This is a genomic window from Actinomadura logoneensis, from assembly GCF_003428695.1.
Lineage (GTDB): Bacteria > Actinomycetota > Actinomycetes > Streptosporangiales > Streptosporangiaceae > Spirillospora > Spirillospora logoneensis.
In genome coordinates this window covers 1-25,740 of sequence record NZ_QURH01000110.1, presented here as the reverse complement: position 1 = coordinate 25,740, position 25,740 = coordinate 1, and the positions used below count along the sequence as shown (strand labels likewise).

26 protein-coding genes are annotated in these 25,740 nt (G+C 72.3%); 8 read left to right on the top strand and 18 right to left on the bottom strand.

Annotated elements, in window-relative coordinates:
- Positions 1 to 98: 98 nt before the first annotated feature.
- The 3 genes from DZF91_RS05610 to DZF91_RS05600 form a co-directional block, all read right to left on the bottom strand.
- Entirely contained in the window at positions 99 to 611 is a 513-nt protein-coding gene (locus tag DZF91_RS05610; RefSeq protein WP_117356423.1) for a methylated-DNA--[protein]-cysteine S-methyltransferase, read from the bottom strand.
- Between the two features lie 13 nt (positions 612 to 624).
- A complete protein-coding gene (locus DZF91_RS05605; RefSeq protein WP_117356422.1) occupies positions 625 to 2,094 on the bottom strand; it encodes a DNA-3-methyladenine glycosylase 2 family protein in 1,470 nt (489 codons plus the stop codon).
- Between the two features lie 107 nt (positions 2,095 to 2,201).
- Positions 2,202 to 3,308 carry a DMT family transporter gene (locus DZF91_RS05600; RefSeq protein ID WP_147341008.1) on the bottom strand — a complete coding sequence of 369 codons (1,107 nt, stop codon included), beginning with the start codon at positions 3,306 to 3,308 and terminating at the stop codon, positions 2,202 to 2,204.
- A 138-nt stretch (positions 3,309 to 3,446) separates the two neighbouring features.
- Here DZF91_RS05600 and DZF91_RS05595 point away from each other — a divergent pair, with 138 nt between their 5' ends.
- Positions 3,447 to 3,815, top strand: a complete 369-nt coding sequence (locus tag DZF91_RS05595; RefSeq protein WP_117356420.1) for a nuclear transport factor 2 family protein — start codon at positions 3,447 to 3,449, stop codon at positions 3,813 to 3,815.
- Positions 3,816 to 4,001: 186 nt separating this feature from the next.
- Here the strand turns inward: DZF91_RS05595 and DZF91_RS05590 are convergent, their stop codons facing one another.
- From DZF91_RS05590 to dnaB, 3 genes are all read right to left on the bottom strand, one after another.
- Positions 4,002 to 4,430 carry a hypothetical protein gene (locus DZF91_RS05590; protein WP_407920885.1) on the bottom strand — a complete coding sequence of 143 codons (429 nt, stop codon included), beginning with the start codon at positions 4,428 to 4,430 and terminating at the stop codon, positions 4,002 to 4,004.
- A 221-nt stretch (positions 4,431 to 4,651) separates the two neighbouring features.
- Positions 4,652 to 5,197, bottom strand: a complete 546-nt coding sequence (locus tag DZF91_RS05585; RefSeq protein WP_117356419.1) for a DUF6817 domain-containing protein — start codon at positions 5,195 to 5,197, stop codon at positions 4,652 to 4,654.
- A 19-nt stretch (positions 5,198 to 5,216) separates the two neighbouring features.
- The gene (gene dnaB / locus DZF91_RS05580) at positions 5,217 to 8,315 is read right to left on the bottom strand and encodes a replicative DNA helicase (RefSeq protein WP_117356418.1); all 3,099 of its coding nucleotides are present in this window, start codon (positions 8,313 to 8,315) and stop codon (positions 5,217 to 5,219) included.
- 338 nt (positions 8,316 to 8,653) lie between these two features.
- On the opposite strand from dnaB, the gene DZF91_RS05575 reads away from it, so the two are divergent.
- Together DZF91_RS05575 and DZF91_RS05570 are read left to right on the top strand one after the other, a co-directional pair.
- The gene (locus tag DZF91_RS05575; protein ID WP_117356417.1) at positions 8,654 to 9,997 is read left to right on the top strand and encodes an MATE family efflux transporter; all 1,344 of its coding nucleotides are present in this window, start codon (positions 8,654 to 8,656) and stop codon (positions 9,995 to 9,997) included.
- Between the two features lie 70 nt (positions 9,998 to 10,067).
- Positions 10,068 to 10,262 (top strand): hypothetical protein, encoded by a 195-nt coding sequence (locus DZF91_RS05570; protein ID WP_117356416.1) that lies wholly within the window; start codon positions 10,068 to 10,070, stop codon positions 10,260 to 10,262.
- 156 nt (positions 10,263 to 10,418) lie between these two features.
- Here the strand turns inward: DZF91_RS05570 and DZF91_RS05565 are convergent, their stop codons facing one another.
- Positions 10,419 to 10,832 carry a PaaI family thioesterase gene (locus DZF91_RS05565; protein WP_117356415.1) on the bottom strand — a complete coding sequence of 138 codons (414 nt, stop codon included), beginning with the start codon at positions 10,830 to 10,832 and terminating at the stop codon, positions 10,419 to 10,421.
- Positions 10,833 to 10,899: 67 nt separating this feature from the next.
- On the opposite strand from DZF91_RS05565, the gene DZF91_RS05560 reads away from it, so the two are divergent.
- Positions 10,900 to 11,328 carry a MarR family winged helix-turn-helix transcriptional regulator gene (locus DZF91_RS05560; RefSeq protein WP_117356414.1) on the top strand — a complete coding sequence of 143 codons (429 nt, stop codon included), beginning with the start codon at positions 10,900 to 10,902 and terminating at the stop codon, positions 11,326 to 11,328.
- A gap of 67 nt (positions 11,329 to 11,395) precedes the next feature.
- On the opposite strand, the gene DZF91_RS05555 is transcribed toward DZF91_RS05560, so the two are convergent.
- From DZF91_RS05555 to DZF91_RS40955, 6 genes are all read right to left on the bottom strand, one after another.
- The gene (locus tag DZF91_RS05555) at positions 11,396 to 12,118 is read right to left on the bottom strand and encodes a peptidoglycan recognition protein family protein (RefSeq protein ID WP_407920884.1); all 723 of its coding nucleotides are present in this window, start codon (positions 12,116 to 12,118) and stop codon (positions 11,396 to 11,398) included.
- Positions 12,119 to 12,617: 499 nt separating this feature from the next.
- Positions 12,618 to 13,064 carry a 50S ribosomal protein L9 gene (gene rplI, locus DZF91_RS05550; protein WP_117356413.1) on the bottom strand — a complete coding sequence of 149 codons (447 nt, stop codon included), beginning with the start codon at positions 13,062 to 13,064 and terminating at the stop codon, positions 12,618 to 12,620.
- Positions 13,065 to 13,083: 19 nt separating this feature from the next.
- Positions 13,084 to 13,320: a 30S ribosomal protein S18 gene (rpsR, locus tag DZF91_RS05545; protein WP_026403973.1), complete on the bottom strand. Its 237-nt coding sequence runs from the start codon at positions 13,318 to 13,320 to the stop codon at positions 13,084 to 13,086.
- A 57-nt stretch (positions 13,321 to 13,377) separates the two neighbouring features.
- The gene (locus DZF91_RS05540; RefSeq protein ID WP_117356412.1) at positions 13,378 to 13,920 is read right to left on the bottom strand and encodes a single-stranded DNA-binding protein; all 543 of its coding nucleotides are present in this window, start codon (positions 13,918 to 13,920) and stop codon (positions 13,378 to 13,380) included.
- 41 nt (positions 13,921 to 13,961) lie between these two features.
- Positions 13,962 to 14,252: a 30S ribosomal protein S6 gene (gene rpsF, locus DZF91_RS05535; RefSeq protein ID WP_117356411.1), complete on the bottom strand. Its 291-nt coding sequence runs from the start codon at positions 14,250 to 14,252 to the stop codon at positions 13,962 to 13,964.
- A 307-nt stretch (positions 14,253 to 14,559) separates the two neighbouring features.
- The gene (locus DZF91_RS40955; protein ID WP_199486431.1) at positions 14,560 to 14,730 is read right to left on the bottom strand and encodes a hypothetical protein; all 171 of its coding nucleotides are present in this window, start codon (positions 14,728 to 14,730) and stop codon (positions 14,560 to 14,562) included.
- Positions 14,731 to 15,049: 319 nt separating this feature from the next.
- On the opposite strand from DZF91_RS40955, the gene DZF91_RS05525 reads away from it, so the two are divergent.
- The 3 genes from DZF91_RS05525 (at position 15,050) to DZF91_RS05515 (ending at position 16,932) form a co-directional block, all read left to right on the top strand.
- The gene (locus tag DZF91_RS05525; protein WP_199486430.1) at positions 15,050 to 15,358 is read left to right on the top strand and encodes a hypothetical protein; all 309 of its coding nucleotides are present in this window, start codon (positions 15,050 to 15,052) and stop codon (positions 15,356 to 15,358) included.
- A gap of 100 nt (positions 15,359 to 15,458) precedes the next feature.
- A complete protein-coding gene (locus DZF91_RS05520) occupies positions 15,459 to 16,232 on the top strand; it encodes a deoxyribonuclease IV (protein WP_117356409.1) in 774 nt (257 codons plus the stop codon).
- A gap of 304 nt (positions 16,233 to 16,536) precedes the next feature.
- Positions 16,537 to 16,932, top strand: a complete 396-nt coding sequence (locus DZF91_RS05515; RefSeq protein WP_117356408.1) for a DUF4190 domain-containing protein — start codon at positions 16,537 to 16,539, stop codon at positions 16,930 to 16,932.
- A gap of 204 nt (positions 16,933 to 17,136) precedes the next feature.
- Here DZF91_RS05515 and DZF91_RS05510 read toward each other — a convergent pair whose 3' ends face one another.
- The 4 genes from DZF91_RS05510 to DZF91_RS05495 form a co-directional block, all read right to left on the bottom strand.
- Entirely contained in the window at positions 17,137 to 17,604 is a 468-nt protein-coding gene (locus DZF91_RS05510) for a barstar family protein (protein WP_199486429.1), read from the bottom strand.
- A 166-nt stretch (positions 17,605 to 17,770) separates the two neighbouring features.
- Positions 17,771 to 18,241: a ribonuclease domain-containing protein gene (locus DZF91_RS05505; RefSeq protein ID WP_117356407.1), complete on the bottom strand. Its 471-nt coding sequence runs from the start codon at positions 18,239 to 18,241 to the stop codon at positions 17,771 to 17,773.
- A gap of 261 nt (positions 18,242 to 18,502) precedes the next feature.
- Positions 18,503 to 18,991 (bottom strand): hypothetical protein, encoded by a 489-nt coding sequence (locus DZF91_RS05500; RefSeq protein ID WP_147341007.1) that lies wholly within the window; start codon positions 18,989 to 18,991, stop codon positions 18,503 to 18,505.
- Between the two features lie 106 nt (positions 18,992 to 19,097).
- Positions 19,098 to 20,639, bottom strand: coding sequence for a hypothetical protein (locus DZF91_RS05495; RefSeq protein ID WP_147341006.1), 1,542 nt, complete (start codon positions 20,637 to 20,639; stop codon positions 19,098 to 19,100).
- Between the two features lie 90 nt (positions 20,640 to 20,729).
- Here DZF91_RS05495 and DZF91_RS40950 point away from each other — a divergent pair, with 90 nt between their 5' ends.
- The gene (locus DZF91_RS40950; RefSeq protein WP_199486428.1) at positions 20,730 to 22,919 is read left to right on the top strand and encodes a serine/threonine-protein kinase; all 2,190 of its coding nucleotides are present in this window, start codon (positions 20,730 to 20,732) and stop codon (positions 22,917 to 22,919) included.
- A 193-nt stretch (positions 22,920 to 23,112) separates the two neighbouring features.
- On the opposite strand, the gene DZF91_RS05485 is transcribed toward DZF91_RS40950, so the two are convergent.
- On the bottom strand, positions 23,113 to 25,740 hold a 2,628-nt coding region (locus tag DZF91_RS05485), incomplete at its 5' end, for a transglycosylase domain-containing protein (protein WP_235834104.1).

Below are 25,740 nucleotides of genomic sequence, written 5' to 3'. Positions count from 1 at the left end.
GACTTCGGTGCACGGGGTCCAAGGGCCACGGTATGCGGACCCCGCGGCGAGGAGAACGCGGACGCCGCCATCGGCACCGGCCGGAACCGGAGCCGGGATCAGAAGAGGACGGCCGATTCCCCGGCGGGCTGGTGCGAGCGCTCGAAGTCCAGCAGGAACCGCTTGCGCTCCAGGCCGCCTCCGTAGCCGGTGAGGCTGCCGGTGGAGCCGACGACGCGGTGGCACGGGACGATGATGCCGATCGGGTTGCGGCCGTTGGCCAGGCCCACCGCGCGGGACGCGCTGGGACTGCCCAGTTCGGCGGCCAGCTCGCCGTAGCTCACGGTCTCGCCGTACGGGATGCGGGTCAGGGCCTCCCAGACGCTCCGCTGGAACGGCGTTCCGTTCAGCTTCAGCGGGAGGTCGAACTCGTGCCGTCCGCCGGTGAAGTAGTCGGCGAGCTGGGCGGCGACGGCCGCGAACGGCTCGTCGGCCGGGTCCCCGGGCGTCCCGAAGGTCTCCTGCGGCGGGCGGTGCCGCTGCTGGTTCATGTAGAGCCCGACCAGCTCCGGGCCGTCCGCGACCAGCGTCAGCGGCCCGACCGGGCTGTCGATCACGACGTGGGTGTGCACAGCTGATCTCGTTTCATGCGGGAATGGTGTTGATGGCGTGGTCACCCGTCGCCCACAGGTGCTGGACGGCGTAGGAGCGCCAGGGCCGCCAGGCCGCGGCGCGCCGGGTCAGCGCGGCGGGGGTGCCGGGCAGGTCGAGGGCCCGCGCCGCGTACCGGACGCCCAGGTCGGACGCGACGAACGCGTCCGGGTCTCCGAGCGACCGCATGGCGATGGTCTCGATCGTCCACGGCCCGATGCCGGGCAGTTCCGCGAGCTTCGCCCGCGCCTCGTCCCAGTCCGCTCCGACGCTGAGGTCCAGATCGCCGGACGCCAGGGCGGTGACCAGCGTCTTCAGCGTCGTCCGGCGGGATTCGGGGAAGGCGAGGCCGGCCGGTTCGAGGTCCATGAGCGCGTCGGGCATCGGGAACAGGTGGGTGAGGCCGCCGCCCGGATCGTCCACCGGCTCCCCGTGCGCCCGCACGAGGCGCGCGGCGTGGGTGCGCGCGGCGGCCGTGGACACCTGCTGCCCGAGGACGGCCCGGACCCCGAACTCCGCGCCGCAGGCCGTCCGCGGGACGCGCCGTCCGGGGGCCTTGCGGACGAGCGGTTCGAGCACCGGGTCGGCGGACAGCAGCTCGTCCACCGCCACCGGGTCGGCGTCCAGGTCCAGCATCCACCGGCACCGGCTGATCGCGATCGTGAGATCGCGCAGGTCGGTGAGGGTGAGGGTGCAGGCGACGTACTCGGGGGTCGGCTTCAGCGCGACGATACCGGGGCCGTGCGGCAGCCGCAGCGTCCGGCGGTACGCGCCGTCCCGCCACTCCTCGACACCCGGGACGGCCGTGGCGGCGAGGTGCCCGAACAGATTGTCCGGGAAGAACGGCCGGCGGAACGGGAGCCGCAGCGACAGCGTCCCGTTCGCGGCGGCCGGATGGCCGCGGGACACGCGGTCGCGCAGTTCGGTCGGGGTCTGGGCGAAGACCTCGCGGATCGTCTCGTTGAAGGCCCTGATCGAGGCGAATCCGGACGCGAACGCCACGTCCGACATGGGCAGGGCGCTCGTCTCGATCAGCAGCCGCGCGGTCTGCGCCCGCTGGGCCCGGGCGAGCGCGAGCGGGCCGGCGCCCAGTTCGGCGCGAAGCTGCCGCTCGATCTGCCGGGTGCTGTAGCCGAGGCGCGTCGCCAGGCCCGGAACGCCCTCGCGGTCGACGACGCCGTCCGCGACCAGGCGCATCGCGCGGGCGACGACATCCGCGCGGTGGTTCCACTCCGGCGAGCCGGGGCTGGTGTCCGGACGGCACCGCTTGCAGGCCCGGAACCCGGCCTGCTGAGCCGCCGCCGAGCTCGGGTAGAACCGCATGTTCTGCGGCTTGGGCGGGACGGCCGGGCAGCTCGGACGGCAGTAGATCCCCGTCGTCACCACCCCGGTGAAGAACCACCCGTCGAACCGGGCGTCCTTCGCCTGGACGGCCCGCACGCACCGTTCCGTGTCCTCATGCATGTCTCCAGCATCACCGAGGACACGGGGTTTCACTAGCGGAAAAACGACATTGACGTCACCGCCGCCCACCCCCGCCACCGGCCGCCGCGAGGTCGCGGAAGGGCAGGTCAGCGCTTTCCGGCCAGGGCGTAGAGCATGACTCCCACGGTGATCGCGACGATACCGCCCCAGCCGACCGCGCCGGGCGCCGACGAGTGCAGCAGGACCGGTTCCAGCAGCGCGACGAACACGACCTCCGCCGCCTGGGTGGCCTCGACGGCGGCGAGCCGCATCGGATGGGACCGCTCGCGGTGGGTGGCGGCGAAGAACAGCGACGTGGCGATCACGCCGGAGAACACCGCGACGACGGCGGTCGCGGTGAGCTGTCCGCCCGTCGGCAACCCCGCCCGGATTCCGCCCACGACCGCGACGAGCAGCCAGAACGGCAGGCTGGCCACGGACATCGCGGCGAGCCGCTGGAAGGTGTCCAGGCGGTCCCCGGCGAGTTCCATCGCGCGCCGGTTGCCGACCGGGTAGGCGACCGCGCCGAACAGCACGGCCCCGACGCCCAGCGCCGCCTTCCAGGTCAGCATGGACTCGCCGCCGCCGAGCTGGGTCAGGAACACGCCGGCCAGGATCAGCCCGGACAGCGCCAGGCCGCGCACCGGCACCCGGCCGCGCTCGTCGCCGCGTCCGTACAGCAGCGGCGCGAGGACGACCCCGCACACGATCGTGACCTGCCACGTCGCCGCGACCATCCAGCCGGGCGAGGTCGTCGCGGCGAAGCACAGCGGGGCGTAGAACAGGCCGAAGCAGACCGTGCTCCACAGCGTCCAGCGGCCGGGAGCGGCCCGCAGCGCGCCGAAGACCGGCCGCAGCCCGGCATCCCGGACACCGTCCGGGACCACGCCCGCGTCCCGGACCGCGCCCGCGTCAGAGAGCGTGGTCGCGCCGGTCTCGGGGGCCGTCCGGGCGCCGCGCACCGCGACGATCAGCAGGAAGATCGGCAGCGAGTAGAGGAAGCGGAGCGAGGCCGTCCACTCCCACGCGCCGCCGCCGACCGCCATCAGCCGGTTCGCGATGAAGGACGAGGAGAAGAACAGCGCGCCGAGCACGCCCAGTCCGATGGACGCCGTCGCCCCGCCGCCCGGCCACGCCGCGCCCGCGCGCCACCGCCGTCTCGCCGGACGCCCGAAGGCCCGCGCGTCCGCCATGGTCATCGTTCCAGCGCTCACCCGCACCTCCTCGCCGAACGCCCGACCCTATCCGGGACGAAGAACCGCGAGCGTCATGACCCCGGAGGTAATCGATCTCCCTCGCGGACTCCGCCAGAGTTGATCACGTCGGGACGGGCCCGGCAGGAAAGGAAAATCATGAACACCGTGCAGCAGCAGATCGAGCGCTACATCGCCGCCTGGAACGAGACCGACGCCGCCGCCCGCCGCGCCGTGATCGACGAGGTCTTCGCCGAGGGCGCCGCCTACACCGACCCGCTCGCGGCGGTCGAGGGCCGGGACGGGATCGACGCCCTGATCGCCGGCGCGCAGCAGCAGTTCCCCGGCCTGGTGTTCCGCCTGGCGGGCCCGGTGGACGCGCACCACGACATCGTCCGCTTCACCTGGGAGCTCGGCCCCGAGGGCGCCGAGGCCCCGGTCGTCGGCTTCGACGTCGCGGTCCTCGACGCGGACGGCCGGATCGCCAAGGTCCACGGCTTCCTCGACAAGGTCCCCGCCGCCGCGTGATCCGGTGCGGGAGCCGCCAGAGGCGGGGTGGGGCGACGGCCGACCTCACTCCGTCCCCACGGCGGCCCCCCTGTCCAACGAACGGCAGACGAGATGGCGGCGGGCGCGACCTGACGGACCGTCCGTACGGCGGCCTTGGATGCCTTGACGACGACAGCAGGCGGACGAGAAGTCCGGTCCGCCTGGTCAGCTCTTCTTGTAGCACTTCCTGCCGGTGAGCGCCTCCAGGACGAGGCTGACCCCGATGCCGAGCATCCAGGAGTCCTTGGCGAGCGGGAGCCCCTCGGGGCTCGGACGCAGGCTCCCCTCCAGGCGCGTCCCCGGAAGCTTCAGGTAGAGGCCGACGAGTCCCGCGGAGAAGCCGGTCAACGCCATTCCGGCGACCAGCGACGGGACGAGCGGCGTCAGCAGCATCGCACCGACCGCGACCTCGGCGGTGCCGAGCATCCGCGTGAACTTCTGCGGCTCCCACTCCTTCAGGAACGGGTAGGCGGTCGACGCGGTGCCGTGGATGGTCTCCGCCATCGCCTCGGTGTCGCGGACCTTCCCCAGGCCGGAGTTCAGGATGAACGCCCCGGTAGCGAGCCGCATCGGGATCTGGTGCGGACGAGCCATAATCGACATGACGGCCTTCCGATCGCGCGACACGAGCAGGGCCCCGCGCGGCGGCGGCCGGTCGCGGACCCGCTGGCTCACCTTCCCGCCCAGTCCGGCCGGAATCACGGGCTGAACAGATCTTGCCCACCCCTTGACCGCCCCCACGCGCCCGACCAAGTCCGCACTCATGCGGGACGCGTCAGGCGAGAGGGTCAGGCGAGAGGGTCAGGCGAGATGTGTCAGGCGTCCGTCGGTTCCGTCGTCGGGGCGGTCAGCCGCAGTTCCACCTCGCGGGCCGCAGCCGGGCTCAGCAGTGGTCGCCAGCGGCCGAACAGCTCGTAGAGGCCGCGCGCCTGCTGGGCGTTCAGGGCACCGGCGTCGACCACGTCCAGTTCGTTGGCGACGGTGAGCTCGGCGAAATCGCGCCGCTCGCCCTCCGACAACGCCATCGGCGCACCCGTGAACCGATCGACGAACTCCCCGCCTTCCGCCAGGCCGGGATAGGACCTGCCCCGATCACAGCAGCCGTAGACGTAGACCAGCCGCTCGGCGCTCTCCCCGATGACCTCGGCGAGCTCGTCGCGCCGCTCGACGTCTCCCAGGGAGACGGCGAAGCCGTCCGTCCCGTAGAAGGCGTGGCACATTCCGGCGGACAGCAGGTCGCTCCGACCGCCCCATGCGTCGAGCCGGGCGTGGACCCGGCGCAGGTGTGCCAGCAGAGTGCCGCCGGGGTGCCTGATCACCCCGGCGCCCCTGCTCTCCAGCAGCGCGATCGCATCCCACATGAGCGTCCCCCTGGTCGTCCTACTGGGCCATGTCGACGAACCTGCTGTAGTGCCCCTGGAAGGCGACGGTGACGGTGGCGGTCGGGCCGTTACGGTGCTTGGCCACGATCAGGTCGGCTTCTCCCGCGCGCGGTGACTCCTTCTCGTAGGCGTCCTCGCGGTGCAGCAGGATGACCATGTCGGCGTCCTGCTCGATGGAGTTGTGCAGGGCGATCCCGTTCGCGACGAAGTTGTGGAGCCCCATGACGGTGGCGTCGTAGACCTCCTGCTCCCCCACGCTCTCGACCGAGACGATCTCGTCCCAGACGATGTCGTTCACGGCCAGCATCTCCAGTTCGGCATCGCCGAGAACGGCCGCGACCCGCCCGAGGCGCTGCCCGCCCGGCGCGGCCTTCACCGTCGTCCCTTCACCGGCGCCGCCCCCGGCCGGGACGAGTTCCCTGGCCTCTTGGCTCTGGAGGACCTGCCGGACATCACCCCAGACGTCGGCCGGGATCGTGTCGAGACCGGCGTTCGACCGCGCACCGCGAAGCGCCTTCGCGGCCGTGGCGGCGACGACTCCGCGCGCGCCGAGGACTCGGACGGCGGAGAAGAACGCGAGCTGGTTCTCCGCGCCGTCGATGCGGAGCCGGTGAACCGGCCGGTCGCCCGCCCCGCGGACGGTCTCGCCTGCCCCGCGGACGGTGCCGCCCGTCTCGCGGAGGATGTCACCTGCCCCGCCTACGGTGCCGCCCGCTTCGCGGACGGTCTCGACGCGCGGCAGGATGCCGAACCGCAGCAGCAGCCTGGAGGCGTCCTCGACGAGGCGGCGGCCGGCCGAGGAGAAGTGGACGCCGCAACGTCCGCGCTCGGCGTCCCAGTCCACGCTCCCGCCGGCGGCCCACAGATGCCGCAGGAAAAGCGCCACCTGCTCCTTGGGCAGGCCGAACACCTCGTCCGGGACGAACCTCTCCGGCGCCCGAAGCCCCAGAAGGCCGAGGTCGTCCAGCCACTCGGCGATCGGGCCGCCGCTGCCCTGCGTCACCCGAAGGGTCGTCCCCCGGGAGGCGTCGTGCTCGTCCCGCACCGCGATGACACCGAAGTGCCTGGCGGCGTCCGTCACCGCGGAGAGACATGCCTCGTCCGTGCCGGCATAGCGGACCGGCTCACCGTGGCCGAAGGACCCGCCCCCGAGGAGGTGCGCCAGCAGGACGACCCGTTCCTCCGGCCAGGGACGAATCTCCAGCGGCGGCGGGACGTGCCGCGCGGCGGCCACCCGGTCACCGGGCGACAGCTCGCCGAGCGGCGTCCACCCCGCGTGGGTCAGGAACGGGTGGTTGGCGGTCGCCTCGACCCGCCTGCCGGACGCGAGCGTGACCCGGAACGCCTCCTTGCGTCCGCTCGGGAACGCGTGGGTCATCGTGCGCGGCACGTACTTGAGCCGGTCGTCCAGCGCCCAGACCGGGACGTCCCGGGCGCCGCTCGCGGCCAGCTCGCCGATCGTGACCTCGGCGCCCGTGTCGGCGCGGACCAGCCGGGTCGCGGCGGTGACGCAGCCCGACTCGCGGAGGTCGGAGACCATCGGCTTCTTGTCGGTGCGCTGCTCGGGACCACGGTTCAGCTGCGACAGCGCGATGACGGGGACCTGCAGCTCCTTGGCCAGCAGCTTCAGCGACCGGGAGAACTCCGAGACCTCGACCTGGCGGCTCTCCACCCGCTTGCCGGACGTCATCAGCTGCAGGTAGTCGATGACGACCAGCCGCAGATCGTGCTGCTGCTTCAGCCGCCGGGCCTTGGCGCGGATCTCCATCATCGACATGTTCGGCGAGTCGTCGATGAACAGCGGCGCCTCGGCGACCTCGCTCATCCGGCGGGCTAGGCGGGTCCAGTCCTCGTCCTGCATGGTGCCCGAGCGCATGGCGTGCAGGGCGACCCGCGCCTCGGCGGACAGCAGCCGCATCGTGATCTCGTTGCGGCCCATCTCCAGGCTGAAGAAGGCCGAGGTCAGCCCGTGCTTGATGGACGCCGCGCGGGCGAAGTCGAGGGCCAGCGTGGAGTTGTGCGTGGGCACCCGCGACCGGCCGACCAGGTACATGTGGTCGGCGTTGTCCACCTGGACGCACCGGACCGGCACGCTCGGCACCGGACGGACGTCGACGATCTTGGTGACCCGCTCGCCCGGGCCGTCGATCACGTGCGTCTCGTCCAGCGAGGCGGCGATCCGCTCGGTGGTGCGGACGGCGGTCTCGCCCGCGACGGCGGTGCGCCACTGGTGCAACGCGTCGGCGACGACGACCTCGCCGTCGGAGAACTCGACCTCGTAGCAGGGCCGGCCGTGCATGACCTCGGTCGCGGCGACGACGCGGGTGGGCCGCCCGTCCGCGTCGAGCACCTCGTCGCCGACCTGGAGGGCGCCCATGGTCGTCCAGCCGGAGGGCGTGGGGACGAGCGTGGCCAGCGCGAGCGCCTTGCCCATCGCGGGACGGGCGGCGACGACGATCATCTGGCCGGGGTGCAGGCCGTTGGTGAGGGCGTCGAGGTCGGCGAAGCCGGTCGGGACGCCGACCATCTGCCCGCCGCGGCTGCCGATCGCCTCGATCTCGTCCAGGGCGCCCGGCATGATCTCGGAGAGGGGGACGTAGTCCTCGCCGGAGCGCTTCTCGGCGATCGCGAAGACCTCGGCCTGGGCGCGGTCGAGGATCTCGTCGGCGTCGGCGCCGTCGGCGTTGTAGCCCATCTGGACGATGCGGGTGCCGGTCTCGACCAGCTTGCGCAGCACCGAGCGCTCGCGGACGATCCGGGCGTAGTACCCGGCGTTGGCGGCGGTGGGCACCGAGGAGATGAGGGTGTGCAGGTAGGGGGCGCCGCCGACGCGGCCGATCTCGCCGCGCTTGGTGAGCTCGCCCGCGATGGTGACGGCGTCGGCCGGGTCGCCGCGGCCGTAGAGCTCCAGGACGGCGTCGAAGATGATCTGGTGCGCGGGACGGTAGAAGTCGGCCGTCCGCAGCACCTCGATCACCTCGGCGATCGCGTCCTGGGACAGCAACATGCCGCCGAGCACCCCCTGCTCGGCCGCGATGTCGTGCGGCGGTGTCCGCTCGAACTCCCGGTCGCCGGGTTCGAGTTCGGAAACACTCATCCCGGGCACACCCCCTCACCTCGGGCGCCGGGCGGCCCCGTCCGCCTCGTCGCCGTCCAGCCACATCTACCCCAGGGCTCCGACATTCTCCCGGCCCGCCGGGCCGACGACAAAAGGATCTGTGGACGGACCTGTGGAGTCCCTGTGCAGACACGCCGTCCAGGTTGTGCACGACCTGTGGACAACCCTGGGGAAATCTTCGCCCGGTTCTCCACAGCACGCCACTGACCTGCGAGAACGCTGTCCACCGGGTGTGTGGGAAAGAAAGTCGGGCAAGTCACCCGAAGTAAGGAGCGTACGATGAACGTCGGTTACCGACCATCGGCGTGACGAGGACCATGAGCGCATCCCGCAAGCAGGACCGCGAGATCCTGCGGCTGGCCGTGCCCGCCTTCGGCGCGCTGGTCGCCGAACCCCTGTTCCTGCTGTCGGACTCGGCCATCGTGGGCACGCTCGGCACCGCGCAGCTCGGCGGGCTCGGCGTCGCGAGCCAGCTCCTCAACACCCTCGTCTACCTCTCGGTCTTCCTCGCCTACGGGACGACGGCGGGCGTGGCGCGCCAGGTGGGCGCGGGCGACCTGCGCGCCGGCATCCGCCAGGGTGTGGACGGCATGTGGCTCGCGCTCGTCATCGGCGTGGGCGTCGTCGCCGTCGGGCTGCCCCTGGTCCCGTGGCTGGTGGACGTGTTCGGCGCGTCCCACGCGGTGGACCCGTACGCCCGCACCTACATGGCGATCAGCCTGTTCGGCGTGCCGTCCATGCTGGTGGTGCTCGCCGGGACGGGCGTGCTGCGGGGCCTGCAGGACACCCGCATCCCGCTCGTCGTCTCCGTCGGCGGCTTCTCGCTGAACCTCGCGCTGAACGCCGCGTTCGTCCTCGGCTTCCACTGGGGCATCGCCGGGTCGGCCTGGGGAACGGTCATCGCCCAGACGGGCAGCGCGGCGGTCTACGTCGCCGTCGTCGCGCGCGCCGCCCGGCGCCACGGGGCGGGCCTGCGTCCCGACATGGCCGGGCTGCGGACGGCCGCGTCCGCCGGAGCGTCGCTGCTGGTGCGGACGGCCGCGCTGCGCATCGTGCTCGTCGTCGGGACGTCCGTGGCCGCCCGCATGGGGGACGCCGAGATCGCGGCCTACCAGGTCGGATTCCAGGTCTGGTCACTGCTGGCGTACGCGCTGGACGCCCTCGCCATCGCGGGCCAGGCCATCACCGGACGGTACCTGGGAGCGGGCGACGTCCCCCGCGTTCGAGCGGCCACCCGGCGGATGGTCGTCTGGGGCGTGGGCGGCGGCGTGGTGTTCGGCCTGCTGATCATGGCCGTCCGGCCGTGGCTTCCCTCGCTGTTCACCTCCGACCCGGACGTCCGGCGGCTGCTCATCGCATCGCTGCTGGTCGTGGCGGTGCTGCAACCCGTCGCGGGCGTGGTCTTCGTCCTGGACGGCATCCTCATCGGCGCGGGCGACGGGACCTACCTGGCGTGGACGACGCTCATCGCCACCGTCGTCTTCCTCCCCGCCGCGCTGCTCTTCTACTGGGCGCACTGGAGCCTGGTCGGCCTGTGGGGCGCGATCGGCCTGTGGATGCTCACGCGCATGCTCACCCTGGGCGTGCGCGCGAGGGGCGACGCGTGGTTGGTGACCGGCGCCGTCCGCTGCCGTGCGCGACAGGACGCCTCCGCGGCGTGACGAGTCCGACCTTCTCGGACATGGCGTCAGGCTCACCCGTCCCAGGGACCCCACTCGCTATCATTCGAACATGTGTTCACCCGAGGGCGAGGGAATCGACCGGCTCGCCGACGCGATCGACGATCTCGCGGACGCCGGTGCCGACGCGCTCACCCCCGAGGAACTCGCGGCCCGCATCGCGGGCCTGTGGTCCATCGTCGAGGCCCTCGACCCCGAGATAGCCCGCCGCCGATCCCTCTACGACCGCCCCCGCTCGACCGACTGACGTCACCCGCCGCACAACACCAGGCCCGCACGACCGCGGCCGGGAGCGCCGAGCAGGCGAGCAGACGAGCAGACGAGCCCTGGACGCCGCGAGCCCCAGGCGGCGCGGGCAGGCGAATCTCAGGCGCCCAGGAGCTGAGGCGCCCCCAGACCCCGATTACCGGACGCCGACGGCGATCGCGCCCTGGGCGACGGCGCACAGCGTCTCGGCGCCTTCGGCGTCCAGGGTGGAGATGTCGCAACGGCAGACGACACGGGTGCGCCCGGCACGGACGACCTCCGCACGCGCACGCAGAACCTCGCCCACGGCGGGCTTCATGTAGTCGATCGTGAACCCCGCCGTCATGAGGTTCGCGCCCGCCACCGTCCCCGCGGCGAACGTGAGCGTGTTGTCGGCCGCGTACGCCAGGACGCCGCCGTGGACGAACCCGTTCTGCTGCCGCAGCTCGTCGCGGATGTCGAGCTCCAGGACGGCCACGCCGTCACCGAAGGCCGTGATGCGCGCGTCCAGCAGACGGCTGAACGGCTGCGCCGCCAGCACCTTCTGCGCGAGTCCGAGGTCGAGTTCCATGGGCCATCCTCACTTCGCTAGTGAAGTGAGAATGGAAGATGCGGGCCGGGTCTGTCAAGATCGCCGTATGGCCGAACCCGAGGAGCGCCTCTTCTTCCTGCTGCAACGCGCGGCGCACCGGCTCCGGCTCGCGGCCGACCGGCGCTGCCTCGCCGCCGCCGGGATCACCACGGCGCAGCTCGGCGCGCTCTTCGCGATCCAGGACCGGCCCGGCCGCACCCAACGGGACCTCGCCCACACGCTCGGCCTCCGCGAGTCCGCCGTCACCTCCCTCGTCGGTCGGCTGACCGCGGCGGAGCTCATCGTCCGCGAGCCGCATCCGGACGAGCACCGGGCCGTCGTGCTGCGGCTCTCCCCCGCCGGCGAGGCGGCCCTGCGCGCCGCCCAGCCCACGATCGACGCCTTCAACGCCGAGCTGCGCGCCATCCTCGGCGACGCCACGTTCACCGACACCTCCGGCGCACTGGCCAGACTCGCCACCGAAGGCACCCTCTGACCGCCGCCCAGGCCCTACCACCAAGAGCCCCGCCCACCCGCGACCCGATCGCGGTCGGGCGGGCCGGCTAGTGAGCGCGTTTGGTGCGCGGGAAGCCCTTGAGGCTGCGGGGTAGGGACAGGCCCTCGGCGTCCGGCCTGCGGGACGCCGTGCCGGGCCGGGACGACCTCGACGCGGGCTCCGTGAACGGCGGGTCGCCGAGCAGGCCGGGCGGAGGCCCCTCGTCCTCGGCGACCGCCAGGGCGTCCGGCGACGACAGGCGGAGGGCGACGTCGCTGCGCAGATCGGGCAGCAGGGCGTAGAGGCGGTCCCCCGGGCAGTCGGTGTCGGTGAGGTCGCGGTGCCCGACGATCGCCGCCGCCGGATGCAGGTCGTACCGGACGCACAGCCACGCGCAGACCTCGACCAGCGCCGACCAGAGCGCGTCCGGCGGGTCCTCGGAACCGTAGGTGCCCTCGTTCTCGATCCCGATCGTGTGCGAGTTGTGGTTGAGGGCCTGGGCGCCGAGGACGAGCTTCCCCGAACGGATGGCGCGGAGGCTGCGGTTGCGGCCCTCCATGACGATCCCGCCGCGGCTGATGGTGAGCTGCTGGCCCGTGTCGTCCCAGCCGCGGGCGTCCATGTGGAACCGCTGGATGTCGCGGGAGAGCCGGTAGGCGTGTTCGAGCGAGGTGTCGGGCGAGTTCGGCGTCGAGGTGTGGTGGACGACGATCCGGTCGGGCGCCTTGTTCAGGATGGTCGCCGGGCGACGCGGCGGACGGGCCTTCCAGTCCGGCCGTGGGTGGACCACCGGCGCCGGCGATCCGGTCCCGTGGGACCGCGCGCCCCCGAGGTTCTTCGGGGTCTCGCCGGACGCACCCTGCGTACCACCGGACCCACCGCGTGTTCCGCCATGCACACCGCGCGCACCGCCGTGCGCGCCGTCGCCGTGGTGGCCGGTGGAGGGACGGGGCCCCGAAGCATTGTTCGCCATGGCCGTATTCTGCGGCCCGCACAGCGCGTCCATCGTCCAGGCGCCGAGGACGCCGACCAGCAGGCCGCGCCGGGTCACCGCCCGGAGCAGAGCCGACGGATCACGCGGATCGGCCTGATCCGGCTGTTCTGGCTCTTCTGCTGCGAGACCCTGCATGCCGACCCTTCCGAACCACCGATGTGGTTACGGAAAGTAGCCGCACTGCGGGCCCCCTCCCAAGCACCGGGAGGTTCGCTGACGTTTCACATGAAACGCCAACGGAAACGGCCGGACCCCCGTGATACGGGGGCCCGGCCGTCCTGAACCGGGGTTCGGCTCAGCCCTCGAGGACGTTGACGTCGATCGAGGCGCTGACCTCCGGGTGCAGCCGGACGCTGACCCGGTGGGTGCCGACGGTCTTGATCGGGTTGCCGATCTCGATCCGGCGCTTGTCCAGCTCGGGGCCGTCGGCGGCCTGGACCGCGGCGGCGATGTCGGCGGCGGTCACGGCGCCGAACAGGCGGCCGTTGCTGCCGGTGCGGGTGCGCAGGTTGACCTTGAGGGCCTTCAGCTGCCCCGCGATCTCCTTGGCGTGCTCGACGGTCGCGATCTCGCGGGCCGAACGCGCCTTCTTGATCGAGTCGATCTGCTTCTCGGCGCCGCGGGTCCACTGGATCGCGAAGCCGCGCGGGACGAGGTAGTTGCGGCCGTAGCCGTCGCGGACCTCGATGACGTCACCGGGCTCGCCGAGGCCGGTGACCTGCTGGGTCAGGATGAGCTTCATGGTGTCACTTCCCCCCGACTCAGCGCGCGGTGCTGGTGTAGGGCAGCAGCGCCATCTCACGGGCGTTCTTGATCGCCGTGGCGACGTCCCGCTGGTGCTGGGTGCAGTTGCCGGTCACGCGACGGGCGCGGATCTTGCCGCGGTCGGAGATGAACTTCCGCAGCAGGACCGTGTCCTTGTAGTCGACGTAGGAGATCTTCTCCTGGCAGAACACGCAAACCTTCTTCTTCGGCTTGCGCGGAGGTGGCTTCGCCATCGTGGTGCTCCTTTGGGGAGAGCCCCGCTCACGCGGGAATGGACGTGGTGTGGATGGTTAGAAGGGGGGGTCGTCGGAGAACCCGCCGCCCCCGCCGCCGGTGGCCCAGGGGTCGTCGGCCGGAGCGCCCGAGGGGCCTCCCTGGCCGCCGCCGCCGAAACCGCCGCCGGACTGGCCGCCCTGGCCGCCGCCGAAGCCGCCACCGCCGCCGCCGAAGTTCCCTCCGCCGCCCTGCCGCTGGGTCTTGTTGACCTTGGCGGTGGCGTTGCGCAGGGACGGGCCGACCTCGTCGACCTCGACCTCGAACACGGTGCGCTTCTCACCCTCGCGCGTCTCGTACGAGCGCTGCTTGAGCCGGCCCTGGACGATCACCCGCATGCCGCGCTGCAGGCTCTCGGCGCAGTTCTCGGCCGCCTGCCGCCAGACGTTGCAGGTGAGGAACAGCGCCTCGCCGTCCTTCCAGTCGTTCGACTGGCGGTCGAAGAACCGCGGCGTCGAGGCGATGCGGAAGGACGCGACCGCCTGGCCGCTCGCGGTGAAACGCAGATTCGGGTCCTCGACGAGGTTCCCGACGATCGTGATTACGGTGTCGCCTGCCATGGGGCTTCGCTCCGGCTGGTGGTGGGCTGGACCGCTCCGGCTCAGTGGACCTCGGGGCGGATGACCTTGGTACGGAGGATCGTCTCGCTCAGGTTGAGCTGACGGTCGAGCTCCTTGACCGTCGCGGGCTCGGCCGTGAGGTCGATCACCGCGTAGATGCCTTCGGACTTCTTCTGGATGTCGTAGGACAGCCGACGGCGGCCCCAGACATCGACCTTCTCGACGCTCCCGCCGTCGTCCTTGACGACCTTCAGGAACGGGTCGAGAGCGGCACCCGCGGTGCGCTCGTCGATCGCGGGGTCGAGGATGGTCATGAGTTCGTAGCGACGCATGCTTGTCCCTACCTCCTCTGGACTGATGCGGTCACGGTCTCTCCGTGACAGGAGGGCTTCTTGCGTCCGTCGCGGCCCGCGCCCCTCGGGGCGCCCGTCCGCACCGGCGGACCGGCCGCGAGACCGATACAGGCTATCAAGACTCGGCAGCGTGCGAGCCATTCCCGGACTCGGGGGCGACGCCGCACGCGATGCCGCGCCCGCCACCGTGCCCGGACCCGCGCTCGGCCGCTCTACCGGCCGCTCCGCCCCGACCGCTCGGCCCCGGCCGCTCGGGGCCTGGCCGTTCGGGCTCGGCGGCACGGGCTCAGCGGCGGGCGGACGCCGCGTGCTGTGCCGGACGGGCGCAGCGGCGGCGTTCGAGCTCGGTCATGATGTCGACCATCCGCGCCCGCATGCGGGCGGTCTGCGTCGTCAGCATGGACAGTTCCTCGACGAGCTCGGCGTCGCCGATGACCGCCAGTTCGCTCTCCCTCATGATCAGCCCCTCCCCGGCCGGACAGGTCCGGTCGAATTCCTGTTCGACGTTACCGGGTGCCGCCGACATTTCCGCGCACGCGCTCCGGATTGACCCGCGTCCCGTCCGGGAATCTTCGGGACGTGCACGGCCCGCCCCGCCGGGCGCGCGGCGGGCACGGCACGGGCACGCGGTCCGCACGGGGCGCGTGGTCCGGGCGGGTGCGCGGTCCGTATCCCTGCGGTCCGCGCCGTCCCTTCTGGTTCGCGCCGCCGGCACGGTCCGCGCGCTCGACAACCGAGCCAGACACACACCGCACCTATCCCAAGGGGGTGTCCCGATGCCACAGGAGGTAGCCGGGCGCAGAAGCGAACGCGCGGCCGTCGCCGCCCGCGCGGCCGAGCGGCACACGGTCCAGAACGGGCTGGCCGGCGGAGCCGTCGTGCTGGGCCTGCTCGCGCTGGTCCTCGGCTGGATCCCGGCGACGCACTTCTTCGGCGCGCTCGCCGGAGTGATCGGCTTTCCCCTGTCCCTGTACTCCCAGATGACGTCCAAGACGACCGGGGAGCGATGGCTGAACGTCATCGGCCTGGTCGGCTCGTTCGTCGGCTTCGGCTTCGCGCTGCGCCACGGCGGCTTCTCCATCTGAGGCGGCGGGCAGGCGGTCGCGGTGACGGGCTCCAGGCGGGTCCGGCGCGGTCCGCCTGTCCGGGGCCGCGGGGCGGACGGGCGGGGATAGGCTCGATGGCATGCGCATCGGAGCCCACGTCGACCAGACCCGTCCGCTCGACAGCGCCCGCGCCCTGAACGCGGACGTCGTCCAGTTCTTCCTGGGCGACCCGCAGGGCTGGAAGAAGCCGGTCGTCCCCGAGGGCGCGGCCGACCTTGCGGGCTCCGGCGTGGACGTCTACGTCCACGCGCCGTACGTGATCAACGTGGCCACGTCCAACAACCGGATCCGGATCCCGAGCCGCAAGCTGCTGGCCCAGCACCTGGAGGGCGCGGCGTCGATCGGCGCCAAGGGCCTGATCGTGCACGGCGGCCACGTGCTGAAGGACGACGACCCGGAGACCGGCTTCGAGAACTGGCGCAAGGTCTTCGAGCGGATGGACGACGTCCCGGTCCCGGTGCTGATCGAGAACACCGCGGGCGGCGGCAACGCCATGGCCCGCCGGTTCGACCGGGTCGCCCGGCTCTGGGAGGTCCTGGCGGGCGTCCGGGGCATGGAGTCCCGGATCGGCTTCTGCCTCGACACCTGCCACGCGCACGCCGCGGGCGAGGAGCTGATCGACGCGGTCGACCGGATCAAGGCGATCACCGGGCGGATCGACCTGGTGCACTGCAACGACAGTCGGGACGCGTTCGCCTCGGGCGCCGACCGGCACGCCAACCTCGGCGCCGGGAAGATCGACCCGGAGCTGATCCTCGGCGTGGTGCGCGGCGCGGGCGCCCCGGTCGTCGTCGAGACACCGTCGGACGGCCAGGCCGCCGACATCGCCTTCCTCCGCGACAACCTCTCCTGACCGTCCCGCGACACGCGGCAGGCGCTTCGCTTCACGCGCCGTTCGTCGGCGGCCCCTCGCGGCCGTCCGGCGGGCGGTTCTTGCCGCGGTGAACGTCGTGGAGGAGCGTCCCGTCGGGCTGGGTGGCCAGTGTCGGCCGGACGCCGCAGGAACTCGGGGAGTTCCGGGGGAACCCCGCGCGGGGGCGCACCATCTAATATCGCGCAGACCCGATGTCACGACACACTGGCATAATCCGGATCCCCTACCACCAGCGCACGCGGAGTTGCTTCGACGGCGGGCGCGCGACCCGATCGGGAAGTCCATGGCACAGCCCCCCTATGACCCGTACGGCGGCTACGGGCAGGACCCCTACGCCGCCCAGCAGCCCCCGCAGTACGCCCAGCCCGCGCCGGTGCCCGCGCCCATCCAGCACAACTACTACGGCGGGCCGACGGCCCCGCCGACCAACGGCATGGCGACCGCGTCGATGGTCCTCGGCCTGATCGGGATCGTCTTCTGCGGCTTCACCTCGGTGCTCGCCATCATCTTCGGGCACATCGCGCAGAGCCAGATCAAGCGGACCGGCGAGGGCGGGGCCGGCATGGCGACGGCCGGCCTGGTCCTCGGCTACATCGTCACCGCCGGCTGGCTGGTCTTCTGGCTCTTCTACATCGGCCTCTTCGCGGCCATGGCCGGATCGTCCTCGACCACGTACTGACGCGCGGCGGCGTCCGCCCGGTCGTGCCGCCGGGGCACTGCGGCTCACCGGTACGCGGACGTTCGGCCGCGCGCGGGCTCGCTGGACGGGCTCGCGGCGCGGGCGCGGGCCGGACGGGGTTGAACGCCCGGCCCGTCAGGTGGGCCGGTCCCCCGGTCGAGAGGTCGCCCGGAGGACGACGCGTCGCTCAGGCGGGCGGACGCGTCAGGTGAGGCGGGGGACGCCCGCCACCTCGACGCCGACGCTGGACAGCATGACGGTCATCGGGGTCGCGGTGTCCCGCCAGGACGCGACGGCCTCGGCGAAGACGTCCAGGGCGGTGCGGAAGGACGCCTGGTCGGCGTCGGCGAGTTCGGCCCAGGACTCGTAGAGCACCACGTAGCCCTTGTCGGCGGGGGCCCAGGAGAGATCGGTGAGGCAGTCCTCCAGGGCGTCCCAGTTCTGCCCGAACCAGTCCGGCAGGTCGAACGCCTCGGCGCACACCCGCAGGAAGCCGTCCTTGTCGTGGGCGCGGCGGCCTTCGAGATGGAACGGACGCCATCCCTGCTCGGCGGCGCGCCGCATCCACCCCAGGTCACGGGCCGCGCCGTGTCCCGGAGTCGCCCGCCACTGGTAGACGCCCGGCTTGAGCCGTCCGGTCAGCAGCTCGTCGAGTGCTTGGTTCGCGTCCACGTCACCTCCCCGAACTCCGTTTCCGTTCGTACCCCGGACGACCGCGCGCCCCACCCGTGCGCGCTCGCGGCCCGCCCACGCGCCGCGGGCGTCCGTGCGCGGCGGACCCCGGCCGGCGAACGGCGGATCCCGACCGGCGGACGGCGCCCGTGGACGCGCTGGACGATCATCCGCCGGTGACCCGGGCGAAACTGCGGTAGTGGTCCTGGGTGTAGTAGCGCTCGCCGCTCCGGCCGCCGATGATGCGGCGTGCGCCGCGGTCGCCCGCGCCCGGCGTCGGGACGGTGTACTCCCGGTAGTACCCGTTCGGCTCGGACGGCAGCCGGTGCTCGCGGTTGGCGAAGACGGAGCCGTCCTTCCGGTACGGGAACGGGCCGCCCGCGTCGATCAGCTTCAGGGTGCGGCGCGCCTCGGGGGGCAGGCTCGACGCGGGGACGGTGCGGATCGTGTCGGCCGTCCGTCCCGGCTTGGGCGCTCCGCCGCCCTGCCGGACGCCGCCGGGACGTCCGGACGTCGTCCCGGACGCGTTGGCGTCGCCGGGCGCCACATCGCCGCACGCCGTCAGCCCGGTCAGCGCCAGCAGCGGCACCAGCACCAGGGCCGCCAGCATCCGTCGCAGCCTTCGGCCGACCGTCATCCGCGCACCACCTCTACTCACCGGTGATCGTCGCATACGGCGCGGACCGCCCCTCCCGTCCGACGCGCTGACCTGCGAAATGAAGACGGAAACGGCGGGACGCGCCACCCCGGGCTCGGGGCGCGTCCCGCCGTCCTCACGCGTGGTCCGCGGCCTTGGGCGATCGTCGCGCGTGGTCCGCGGCCTAGGGCGATCGTCGCGTGTGGTCCGCGGCCTAGGGCGATCGTCGCGTGTGGTCCGCGGCCTAGGGTGATCGTCGTGTCAGCGGACGAGCCGCCAGGTGTGGAGCTCGCCGCACTTCAGGTTCCTGAAGGTCACGGTGTTGTTCGGGTGGACGATGACCCGGTCGGCCCAGCACAGCCGGGCCTGGAGGCGACCGGTCTCCGGGGCGCTGAACGTCGCCCGGTACGGACTGTTGGACTTCGTGTAGTTGACGCCCGGACGGCCCCACACGCCGCTCCTGCTCGCCTGCCGGTGCCAGAAGACCAGGTACTTGCCGTTCCGGGCGGTCTTGTACAGGTTCAGAGTCGACGTGAAGCCTCTGCCGGAGATCGTGTACGCCCCGTCGGCCCTGCCGCCCTGCACGGACAGGCTCCAGCGGTGCGCCTTCGCCGTCTCCGCGCCGGACGGGGCCGCCAGGGCGGTCCCCGCGGTCAGGGCGCCGACGAGCCCCATCGTGCCGAGAGCCGTCGCGCCGAGTTTCATCGTGCCGTGTGTCATCGTGCCGAGAGCCAGTGCGGTACGCCGCATGCTTCCTCCTCGGTCGGGTTCTGACGCTCCGCAACCTTTCCGCTGTTCCGGAGGGCGTACAAGCGTCCCGAGGTGAAGAAACCCCTGCGTGAGGTGCAGGCCGCGCTTACCCCGCCCAGCCGCCGGAGGTGAAGGTGAGCAACTGGAGGACGGCGAACGGCACCGCCGCCGCGACGGCCGCGCCGAACAGCCACCGGTGCCGCAGCGCGAGCATCCCGAACCAGATCCACAGCGGCCACCACAGCAGCGTCGCCCGCCCGACCGACAGGTAGTAGGACGAGGTCAGCAGGGCGCCGAGCTGCAGCCCGACGTAGGCCAGCTCCGGCCAGCGCCGCCGGTAGAGCAGGTAGAGGGAGAGCAGCACGCCGACGAGCGCCGCGAAGATCTCGATGCGGAACGCGAGCGTGAACTCGTAGTCGGTCTCGAAGGCCGAGCGCCAGGTGAGGTCGAACGCGTCCCAGGGCATAGTGAACTGCCGGTGCCAGCCCGCCTCCTGCGCGTGCTGCCAGGCCATCCAGTCGCCGGTCCGGTTCCACTGGTAGACGGTGTAGGCGAGCAGCGGGGTGAACGGGAGGGCCAGCCAGGCGATCGGGCGCCGGCCGTGCTCGCGCCGTCCGTGCCGTCCGACCACGTACTCCACGATCATCGCGAGGACCAGGAACAGCCCGGTGATCCGGACGGCCGAGGCGGGCGTGGCGAGCAGCGCCGCCCAGGCCCACCGGCCGCGCCGCGCCATCAGCCACGCGGGCAGCGCGAACGCCAGGAACAGCGACTCGGAGTAGCCCGCGAACAGGAACACCGCCGCGGGGCCCGCCAGCATCGCCGTGACCGCGCCGGCGCCGACCGTCCCGTGCCGGTCCATGGTCGTCCCGTCGCCGTCATGCGCCGCTTCGGCGGAGCGGGCACCATCACGCGACCCGACGGACGCGTCGCGCGGCCCCTCGGACGCGTCCCGTCGCCCGTTGGAGGCCTCGCGCCGTCCGCCGGGCGCGTCGGGGTCGTCGACGGCGTCGAGGTCGTCGAAGGCGTCGGTCTCACCGGTCGCGCGTCCGCCGGCCGCCGCGTGGCCGTTCCCTTCGGGGCGGCGGAGCGTCGTCCGGGAGGGCACGGCCACATCGGCCGCGTGGACTCCGCGTTGGATCGTGCCACCACGTCCCTCGTGGTCGGGCGCCTCGCCGTGCCCGTCCTCCCCGGCGGACGAGCCGGACCGGGACGCCGGCCCGGACAGCCGCCTCCGGATCGCGCCGCCGCGCCGCGGACGGGTCGTCAGCTCGTCCTCGGCGAGCCTGCCGAGCGCGACGGCCGCGACGCCGCCCGCGACGAACGAGATGAGCAGTCCCGCGACCTTGTAGTCACCGCCCGTGAAAATCCCGACGAGCTTGAGCGCGAGCGGATACCCAGGGAAGAATGCGGGCCAACCGGGATCGAACTTCTCGCCGGGCACTCCCCCGTACCCGTAGGTCGCGATGTTGAGGAAGCGCACCGCGTCCCACTGGGCCCAGCGATCCAGGTACGGCTTGCCGTCGAAGACCGACGGCAGCACCCGGGGGACGACGGCGACGAAGAACATCACGCCGACCCAGGACCCGAGCCACAGGGCGAGCGCACGGCGGTCACCCGGCCGGAGCCGGCCGATAGGTAGCCTCACGGTGCCATCAAATCCTGATCTTCGGGTGTTCGGTCGACATACTCGTTCGTCTCACTCCATAGTTGGCGAAACCAAAGGGGGCCCTGGCACATGGATCCGGGCGCGATCGGCGAACCGCTGGGGCCGTGGGATCCCAGAACGCTGGGCTCGTACGATATCCGCCGCAGGCTGGGCCGGGGCGGGCAAGGAGTCGTCTACCTGGCCGACTCGGCCGAGCACGGGCCGGTCGCTATCAAGTTGCTCGGCGACGCGCCGGGCGCGGTGTCCGAGGACGTGGCCCGCCGGTTCGCCCGCGAGGCGGACGCGGCGATGGCGGTCGCGCAGTTCTGCACCGCCCGCGTCCTGGCGGTCGGCACCGACCAGGGACGCCCCTTCCTGGTGAGCGAGTACGTGCCCGGCCTGTCGCTGCAGGCGCTGGTCACCGAGCGCGGCCCGCGCACCGGCTCGGACCTGGACCGGATCGCCGTCGCCACCGCGACCGCGCTCGTCGCGATCCACCAGGCGGGGATCGTGCACCGGGACTTCAAGCCGGCGAACGTGATCATGGGTCCGGACGGCCCGCGCGTGATCGACTTCGGCATCGCCCGCGCGTCCGGGCCCGAGGTCGCCGCGACCACCGCCGTCGTCGGCACGCCCGCCTACATGGCGCCCGAGCAGCTGAGCAGCACGTCGCCGAGCAGTGCCGTGGACGTGTTCGCCTGGGCCGCCACGCTCGTCTTCGTCGCCACCGGCCGGCCCCCGTTCGGCGCGGACGCCATGACGACGCACCGCATCCTGCACGAGCAGCCCGCGCTGACCGGCGTCCCCGAGCGGCTGCTGCCCCTGGTGGGCGACTGCCTGGACAAGGACCCGTCGCGCCGTCCGACCGCCGAGCAGTTGCTGCTGCGGCTGCTCACCGGGCGCGCGTCCGGGACCGTTCCGGCGCGGCCCACCGCGTCGCAGATGCTCGGGATGGGCGCCGACCTCGCCTCCAGCCCCCTCCAGTCCGGGGACCAGAGCTCCGCAGACCCGGCCCGGCGTTCCTCGGCGGGCGCGCAGGGCTTCCCGGGCGTTCCGGCGGACGCGCCGGGCGTCCCGGGCGTGCCGCCGCTCCCGGCCTTCCCCGGCGTCCCGCAGGACACGCCGGGCTTCCCCGGCGTACCGAGCGGCTCGTCCGGCTCGTCCGGTTTTCCGGGTGTCCCGTTCGCTGACTCCGCCGGTGCTCCCGGCTTCCCCGGCGTGCCGAGCGCCGATTCCGCCGGTGGTCCCGGCTTCACGGGCGTCCCCAGCGGCGAATCCGGCGGATCCCTCGGATCCTCAGGCTTCCCCGGGGTTCCGGCCGCCGACTCTCCCGGGTTTCCCGGGGTGCCTGCGGCGGACGCGGACGGTCCTGGCCCGGCCTCCGGCTCTCATCCGTCCGGGCCGGGCTCGGACGCGAGTACGCCCAGCTCAGGAGCCCACTCGAACACCCCCGGCTCCCCCGGGACGCCCTCGAGCGCGCAAGGCTTCGCCAGCGCGCCGTCCGGCAGCGGGGGTCCTGGCGATGCCTCCGGCTCGACCCACCCGCGCGCCGGGCAGCCGGACGCGTCGCCCTCATCCCCGGCAGCGGCTCACGGCATGGGCTGGGCCGGACCGCCCTCGTCCCCGCCGACTGTCCCGGGACCGCCCGCGCCCAAGCGGCGCGTCGGCCCGGTGGTCGGTGTCGCGGCCGGGGTGGCGGCGGGCCTGCTCGTCGCCGGAACGGCCGCCTACGCGCTCTGGCCGGACGGCAAGCCCTCCGCCCCCGTCGCCGTCGTCGGCACGCCCACGCCGTCCACACCGTCCGTGGCGCCTTCGGGATCGCCGTCCGCGTCTGCCAAGCCGTCCTCCGCGACGACGGCCGAGAAGAGCGGCAAGCCCAGCAAGTCACCGAGCAAGTCCCCCAGCAAGTCCGCCTCGCCGCCCGCCAAGAAGCCTCCGAAGACCACCGGTGGCTGGACGGCGCCGTCCGCCGCGCCCGGCATCAGCGCGGCCGGCAACTGGGACACCAGGGGTGGTCGGTTCGTCGGCACGCTCACGCTGCGCATGACCGCGTCCAAGGGATGGGCCGTCTTCGAGCACCAACACTCCGACGGCGGCCCCATGTGCGACTACGGCGTCGAGTACGCCAAGCCCGGCGAGACCCACACGTCGAGTTTCGGCTCCCAGTGCACCGGGATGTTCCGCGTCCGCACCTGCCTGGCGAGCAACATCGTCATGAATGGCAACTATCCGCAGATCTCGTACAGCCGCTGCACCCCGTGGCGAACGATCTTCCAGTAACCGGCCGGCACGTTCGGTAGGCCGGGAGTACGCCCGGCGGGCCGCCGGCACGGAAAGCAGCACGAAAAAGCGCGCCGCTCCCACACGGGAGGGCGCGCTTCACCGTTCTCATGACCTCGACGCAAAACGGCGCGGGGCCGCCGCCCATTTCTGGACGGCGGCCCCGCGTCGGCCTGTCAACCCGGCGTTCCGGTCACCAGAGCTCGCGCGGCGGCGGGCCCGAGTACTGGGGAAGCGCCTGCGGCTGGACCCCGTTCGGACCGCCGGGACCGGGCGGATCGGCGGGGCAGGCATCGTTGTTCGGGTGCGTGTCGCACCACCACTTCGGCGGCCCGGGCGGCGGCTTGTCCGGGTCGCAGAACGGCTTGCCACCGTTCTTGTCCAAGCAGGGCGGGAGGTTGGGGTTCGACGGCGGCGGCGTGGTCGGCCGGGTCGGCACCGTGGGGCTGGTCGGTGTGGTCGGCTTGCACGCCTTGCGGCCCTTGCCCGGGCCCGGGGTCTCGCCGGGCGGGCAGCTCGGGGTCTCCGTCGGCTCCTTGGTCGGCTCGGCCGTCGAGGTCGGGGTGTCCCACTGCTTGGGCTGGGTGCCCGAGTAGTTCGGTTCCGGGAAGTTCTTCGCCGGCAGGTTCTCGCCGTGGATGACCTTCTCCATGAAGGACTTCCAGATCGCGGCCGGGACCGTGCCACCGTAGATGCTGTTGCCCTGGAAGCCGGGGATGTTCTCGATCGTCTTGTGGTTCTTGTTGAACATCGTCACGGCCGTGGACAGCTGCGGGATGTAGCCGACGAACCAGGCGGCGACGTTCTTCTCGGTGGTACCGGTCTTGCCGGCCACGTCGCGTCCGTCGTTGAGCTTGGCCCGCGTGGCGGTACCGCTGCGCACCACCGCCTTCATCGCGGTGTCGGCCTGCGCGGCCAGGTCCTCGTCCAGGATCCGCTGGGGCTTGTCCTTGTCCCAGGGGAGCGGGATCGCCGTCCACTTCTTGGTGAGCGGGTTGAACCGCTCGACCTTCTTGATCAGGTGCGGGGTGACCTTCAGGCCGCCGTTGGCGAAGGCCGCGTAACCGGCCGCCTGGTTGACGGCGGGGACGTCGGCGATACCCAGCGAGATACCGCCGGGGATGCCGCCGCTCGCCTGCTTGATGCCGTCGATGGACTTCTGCGGCACGCCGAACTGCATGGCGGTCTTGGCGACCTCGTTCGTCCCCAGCTTGAGGCCGAGCTTGACGTAGGCGGTGTTGACCGACTTCTCGGTCGCCTTGACCAGGTCGATGACGCCCATCGGCCCGTCACCCGCGTCGTTCTGGACCCGGTAGCCGCCCTTCGCGGCGCACGAGGCCGGGGAGACGCCGGCGTTCAGGTCCTCGCCCTGGGAGTCGAAGCACTGCGGCGAACGCCCGTCGATCGTGGACTTGATGCTGTAGCCCTGCTTGAGGGCGGCCGCCAGCACGTACGGCTTGAAGGACGAACCGGCCTGGGCGCTCGGGTTGAAGACGGTGTCGTAGTCGCCGTTGTGCCGCTTGTCGCCGCCGTAGAACGCCTTGATCTCACCGTTGCTGGAGTCGACCGCGATCAGGCCGCTGGAGATGTTCTTGGGCCACCTCTTGACGCCGGCCTCGTTCACCGCGTCCTGGGCGTACTTCATCCACTTGGGTTCGAGCGTCGTGGTGATCCGCGCGCCGTCCTTGCGCCAGTTGTCGTCCAGCTTGAGCCCGTTCAGCTCGGACTCGACGCGCTGCTGGATGTAGACGCCCTGGGAGTTGCCCTTGACGTCGCTCCACGCCTTGGCGGTCTTCGGGAACTTGGCGCTCTGCTTCTGCTGCTCGCTGATCACGCCCATCTTGACCATGCCGCCCAGGACGTACTGCCAGCGCTCGACCAGCAGGCGGTGGTTCACCGAGTTGCCCTGGGTGGCGAAGAAGCTGGGCCGCTGGATCATCGCGGCGAGCATCGCCGCCTGCTCGTACTTCAGGTTCTTGACGTCGGTCCGGAAGTACGCCTGCGAGGCGGCCTGGATCCCGTAGGCGTTGCGCCCGAACGGGACGGTGTTCAGGTACATCTCCAGGATCTTGTTCGGGTCGACCTTGCGCCGGAGCTTGATGGAGATGAAGATCTCCTTCACCTTCCGGCTCATCGTCTTGTCCCGGCTGAGGCCCTGGTAGTAGTTCCGGGCGAGCTGCTGGGTGATGGTCGAACCACCCTGGACGTCGCCCCCGGTCGCGGTCTTGTAGACGGCGCGGCCGAGGCCCTTGGGCGAGACGCCCCAGGTCTCCCCGTAGAAGTTGCGGTCCTCGGCGGCGAGCACCGCCTTCTGGACGACCGGCGGCACCTGCTTGATCGAGACGCTCTGCCGGCGGGTGCCGATCCGCGCGATCGGCGTGCTGCCGTCGGCGTAGAGGATCGACGTGCCCTGGTCGTTCACGCCGTCCTGCGCGTCCTTGGGGACGCCGGTGAGCATGTACCCCACGACGATCAGCGTGGAGAAGGCCAGCACGCACAGCGCCGTCGCGGCGGCGACGATCTTCCAGGACGGGACGTAGCGGCGCCAGCCGGTCTTCTTCGGCTTGCCCTTGCCGCCGTCGCCTCCGCCACGGCGTCCGCGGCGGCCCTCGCGCTCTTCCGCACCACCCCAGAAGTCGTCACCCGGACCACCGGGACCGCCGGGGCCGCCCGGCCCCCCGGGGCCTCCAGGCCCACCGGGTCCGCCCGGGCCGCCGGGGCCGCGCCCTCCGCCACCGCCCGGACGGCCGGGACCACCGGGTCCTCCGGGGCCGCCCGGACCGCCGGGGCCCATGGGGCTGCCGACGCCGGGCCCGCCGTG